We start from the raw sequence: 5,014 nt of genomic DNA on the forward strand, positions 1-5,014 counted from the left end.
CATAGTGCTTTGTACCATTCCCAAGCTCATGACTGGTACTTACACCTTCATTAGTTGGAATCAAACTAACTTTGCCTGTTGAAATGATCCCGTTATCTTTATCCTTAGCGATCAGATCGGCGATCTTTTCTTGTGCAGCCTTAGTTTCATCGGTTGTATGAATGGTGATTTCATAGTGCTTTGTACCATTCCCAAGCTCATGGCTGGTACTTACACCTTCATTGGTTGGAACTAAGCTAACTTTACCTGTTGAAATGATCCCTTTTTCTTTATCTTTAGCGATCAGATCGGCGATCTTTTCTTGTGCAGCCTTAGTTTCGTCGGCTGTATGAATGGTGATCTCATAGTGTTTTGTACCATTCCCTGTTTGCGGTTCGTCAGATGCTACAAAGAATGTCAATGTCTGATTTTCAAGACTATTGAATTTAAACTCCTTAGTAACTTCTTGCGCTGCACCATCTGTGTTAACGGTAAAGTGATAACCAGTTGGTACTGTTGCAGTATAACTTGAGCCTTCACCATGAAAGCCCTCCAGAGTCTCAGATGAAATCAATACCTGATTACCACCATTATCAACTGCAACATAGTTAATCTTTATGTTAGCTGTATTGGGCATGTAATTTACATTGACCGTTTCCACATCACTTGGTATTTCAGTTGTAGCACTTAATTCAACTGCAGGCACATAGTTATGCGTCGGTGTATAACCTAGAATATCTGGCGTATCAACCTGTGTATATGATTTATTAGGTATATACGTAACAGCTCCAGTAACCATATCAGTATCCGTTGTCCACGTGACCGTTTGTGATTCTTTGCTTGGCGTATTTTCACCAGCTCCAGAATAAGTAACCTCTGCAGTTGTCTTACCATTAAAGGTATCAGGGAGTACAGACGAATGGACGTGATTTAAATGGATAACAATAGGTGCATTATCACTAACATCAAATGTGTAATCGCCTGAAGTATCTTGACCAACGGCTAACTTGTAATTTTCTGAATTGGCAATACTAGCCTTCTTCCAGACTGTCGAACCAACTGTTGCATCCCAGGTTGCTGTGCCATCATTGCCACTAGTCAATTCCACCAAATCTCCAACTTGTTTGCCATTGTTATCATCATCAACATATTGAATATTAGTTACCCCCAGAGCAACGTATGTTAAATTGATATTTCTTAATTGTTGTAGGTTAAATGAAGTCCCAGTAGCTGCAGCAATAAACAATGATAAGCTATTACTGTCACCAATATAGTTAGAAACATCTTCGTTCCAGTTCTTACCATCGTAAGTTACTGTAAGCGACTTGGTAGTTCCATTGTATGAAACTGTAAAATCTTTAAACTGTCCATTAGGATCCTTAATTTCCTTTGTTAAGTCTTTAGTGCCATTCGTACCATCTTCAGTAATTGCCTTGTTTTTACCATTCACTAATTCAGTGTGAACAAAACCACCAAATGAACTTGAACTACTATTGAACCAATTATAATGATTATTATGATACTTTTGAGGATCAGCATCAAAATAGCCTGTATCCGCATTGTTAATTGGTTGGGAATCCCAATACGTATCAGCTTTCCATCCAAAAGCATTTTCAAGTCCACCGAAACCTAACGACCCACCGTCCATCCCGACTGCATCAGTATCTCCATCATGAAAACCTAGAGAAAGGCCATCAGCACCAGCTGGTTGGGATTTATTGCCTAAATTGATTTGTCCAGTAAGTGTAAAGCTTTGATCCGTTGAAATTTTGTTTTTCAGAGTTACATTTCCACTCTGATCTGGATTATCAGATGTAAAGGTAACTACCCCTTTATTGTAAGTAGCTGTCCCGTTCAATTTAAAATAATCCAAAAAATTATCAGCAGTAACTACAACGGTTCCCGCAGGTGCGGCAGCATCAGCGGCCTTAGTTTCTAAAGTTACTGGCTCTGTATAGTTAGCAAATGCATTTTGTACTGATTTAATTAACGTTGTTGAAGCATCATCTGGCAATGAAACAACCAACTTACCGTCATTCTTAGTAACCGCTGATACTCCGGTAGGTAATTCTGGAATTACAGTAGTTTTAGTTGTACTCTCCGCGCTATCTGAACGGCTCGTTACATTTACTTGTTTGCTTGAAGTAGCAGTACTAGTAGTTGATGCTACAGAAGAATTCGAACTGCTATTATTTGTAGCAACTACTGTGTTGTCAGTTGTTTCTGAGTTAGCTGGCTTTGTAGCTTCTGTGGGTGAACTTATCGACGCACTGGTGGCATCACTTACAGATGAGCTTTCAACAGCAGCCCTAGTAGCTGACGTGTCATTCTGTGCTTTACTAACTGTAGCTGCACTTTTAGCAGCTGATGAGGTACTCTCAGATGAAGTAGCTGTTTCATCAGTATTACTATTAACATCAACTTTCGAATTAGTTTTCTCACTGTCACTACTTGAGGTCGTTAAACTGGCCTTGGAATCTTGTGATGCAGCCTGACTGGTTACTGTGCTTTCGTCTGCTGACTTAACTGTGGCAGCATTAACAGACTTGGACATTGGTTTGAGAAAGTCCGATACCTAAGCTGAAAACCGCGATTCCAGCGTAAACCCATGCCTTACCTTTTTTATACATCTTATAATGAAGCTTCTTTTCGAAAAGATTGTTTTCCATTTTTGTTCTCCCCTATATATCCTTAAATCCTAGAATCAAGTGCTTACCTACCTAATAGTAAAAAAAATGCGCCGATTGTTATAAAACAACCTGTGGTTTAATATGATTGATTTAAATCAAATAATATTGTATACATTTCGTCAAAGTACAACAGCACACCATTTACAAATTTAGATCAAAAAAATGTGTACAATTTGCACATGCTTACGTATAAACTATTTATTATAAATATATATTAAAATATATCTATTCATCCATATTACCTCCTGATATTAGAAGAATCAACACCAAATATTAGAAAATTAAATAACTAGTATTTGCCTGGTGAATAGCTAAAACCAAAGTTTAATTATTTACTATTTTATTATCAATTAATGTTACTTCTGTAAAAATAATTCAATTTTTCAAAAAAAGTTTACTACATTTTGATTGTCTTAGTATTAAAAAAAGCAAAAAAAATAAGCAACCTTCTAACCGAAAATTGCTTACTTAAAATTACTATTAATCTAATTTAGATTTGTTTTGAACTTTCAACTTGTCGTTGAAGTCATAAACAACTGGTTCGCCAGTTGCCATTTCAAGATTCATAATATCTTCATCTGAAATGTTTTCGATGTACTTGCTTAAAGCACGTAATGAATTACCATGTGCAGCAATAACAACGTTCTTGCCATCTAACAACTTAGGAGCAATTTGGTCTTCCCAGAAAGGAATAACTCGTTCCAAAGTAACTTTAAGGTTTTCACCACCAGGAATCATCCGTGGATCTAAGTTAGCGTAACGACGATCATTTGCTGCTGAACCTTCAGCATCTTTATCCAACAATGGAGGCAAAGTATCGTATGAACGACGCCAGATATGAACCTGTTCGTCGCCCCACTTTTTAGCAGCTTCAGCTTTGTTTTGGCCTTGTAAAGCACCGTAATGACGTTCGTTTAAACGCCAAGTCTTAACTTCTGGAATCCAAAGTTGATCGGATTCTTCCAAAACATAATGCAAAGTCTTGATTGCACGAGTTAATACTGAAGTAAAAGCATAATCAAATTCAATGCCTTGTGCCTTGATTAACTTACCAGCATTTTTTGCTTGTTCAACGCCTTTTTCGCTCAAGTCAACGTCAACCCAACCAGTAAACTGGTTAGATAAATTCCATTCACTTTGACCATGACGGATTAATACTAATTTTGCCATAATGTATGAAAACCTCTTTCTTTTTTTAAGTTTACATTTGCTATTTTACACTAAATCACAAACTTTTGCAGTCTCTAACTAAACGTTTAAATTAAATTAATTATATATTTTTGGCCTACCTTATTGGTTGTTAGCCGCGTCAGTCACAGAAATGCCCTTTTGACCGGCTTCTTTGATCAAGTTACGGACATCCTGATCACTAAATTGACCAGCTCGATTACCTAATTCTTGGCGAGCTTTTGTGATTTGATCCTGACTAATCACTTTACCATTTAACTCCGTATCTTTTTTGGTGACCGTAAATTCATTACTCCCGGAATAATTGTTTGCCGCTTGTTGTTCAGAAGAACTCAAGTTAGGCTTTGGCAAGCTAGACACACTACCATTTCCTGCTGCTTGGCTCGTACCATTTGTACTACTTTCACTTGCAGCCGCATTACTCTGTGATGAGGACCTATTGTCAGCAACATCCGGTATTACTGTTTGTGCTAACCCAGTTTTGTTACTCTTTTGCAGCGCCCTAGCAGCTTTCCAAATTGAAGTATAATACCCCTTCTTAAATTCCTTGGTATTGAATAAAGTATCTAATTGTTCATTTGAAAGTTCAAACGACTGCGCTTGATTTAACTCACGCGCGTAATCTAACGTTTTATTGTATTTTGTCACATTTTTTTGAACAACTTCAATTTCTTTAATTTGTTGATGCGCCCGATCATTTAATACTTCCGAACCGTTGTGAATCGTATACACTTGCTGGAAAGTTCGTTTTGAAGCTGAGAAATGATGGTTTTCGAGCTGATCCATTCCATTTACAAACGTTTTTGTTTGCTTCAAACGATGTGTGGCAGTCGGATCACTATTTCGGCGCGTCAAAGCCGATTGAAAATAGTTCTCTGCGGCCGTATAATTTTTATCTTTGATAGCTGCTGCCGCATTCTCCATCTCCAGATGATATTGTTTTTCAATCGATTGGTGTCGTGAAAATGCATAGCCTCCAACTATTAAGATCACAACAAATGTCACAATTACCCATGCCCATTTTCTCAAACGTGCCACCCCCTACTATTATGTTTAACTCCAACTTGAAACGTATTTAATTATATCATGTTAACAGCTTGAAAATCTTTTTTCCAGTTTCGAAAAAAACGTTAGTGTAAGGTTTTCCTAGATGGTCA

At 37.4% G+C, this 5,014-nt stretch carries 4 protein-coding genes; all 4 read right to left on the reverse strand.

Annotated elements, in window-relative coordinates:
- Positions 1–2,533, reverse strand: a 2,533-nt coding sequence (locus IV84_RS09485; RefSeq protein WP_056986554.1) for a lectin-like domain-containing protein, incomplete at its 3' end; no start/stop codon positions are given.
- On the reverse strand, positions 2,517–2,648 hold the full coding sequence (locus IV84_RS11450) for a KxYKxGKxW signal peptide domain-containing protein (RefSeq protein ID WP_080945490.1): 132 nt from the start codon (positions 2,646–2,648) through the stop codon (positions 2,517–2,519). The genes IV84_RS09485 and IV84_RS11450, both read right to left, overlap by 17 nt.
- 501 nt (positions 2,649–3,149) lie before the next feature.
- Positions 3,150–3,839 carry a 2,3-diphosphoglycerate-dependent phosphoglycerate mutase gene (locus tag IV84_RS09490; protein ID WP_056986556.1) on the reverse strand — a complete coding sequence of 230 codons (690 nt, stop codon included), beginning with the start codon at positions 3,837–3,839 and terminating at the stop codon, positions 3,150–3,152.
- A 120-nt stretch (positions 3,840–3,959) separates the two neighbouring features.
- The gene (locus IV84_RS09495) at positions 3,960–4,886 is read right to left on the reverse strand and encodes a hypothetical protein (RefSeq protein WP_046870935.1); all 927 of its coding nucleotides are present in this window, start codon (positions 4,884–4,886) and stop codon (positions 3,960–3,962) included.
- Positions 4,887–5,014 lie beyond the last annotated feature (128 nt).

It is taken from the genome of Pediococcus damnosus (assembly GCF_001437255.1).
Classification (GTDB): Bacteria; Bacillota; Bacilli; order Lactobacillales; family Lactobacillaceae; genus Pediococcus; species Pediococcus damnosus.

Bases quoted from the DNA above. Each gene is read 5' to 3' on its own strand.
- IV84_RS09490 (WP_056986556.1), bottom strand. From the start codon at position 3,839: ATGGCAAAATTAGTATTAATCCGTCATGGTCAAAGTGAATGGAATTTA.
- IV84_RS11450 (WP_080945490.1), bottom strand. From the start codon at position 2,648: ATGGAAAACAATCTTTTCGAAAAGAAGCTTCATTATAAGATGTATAAA.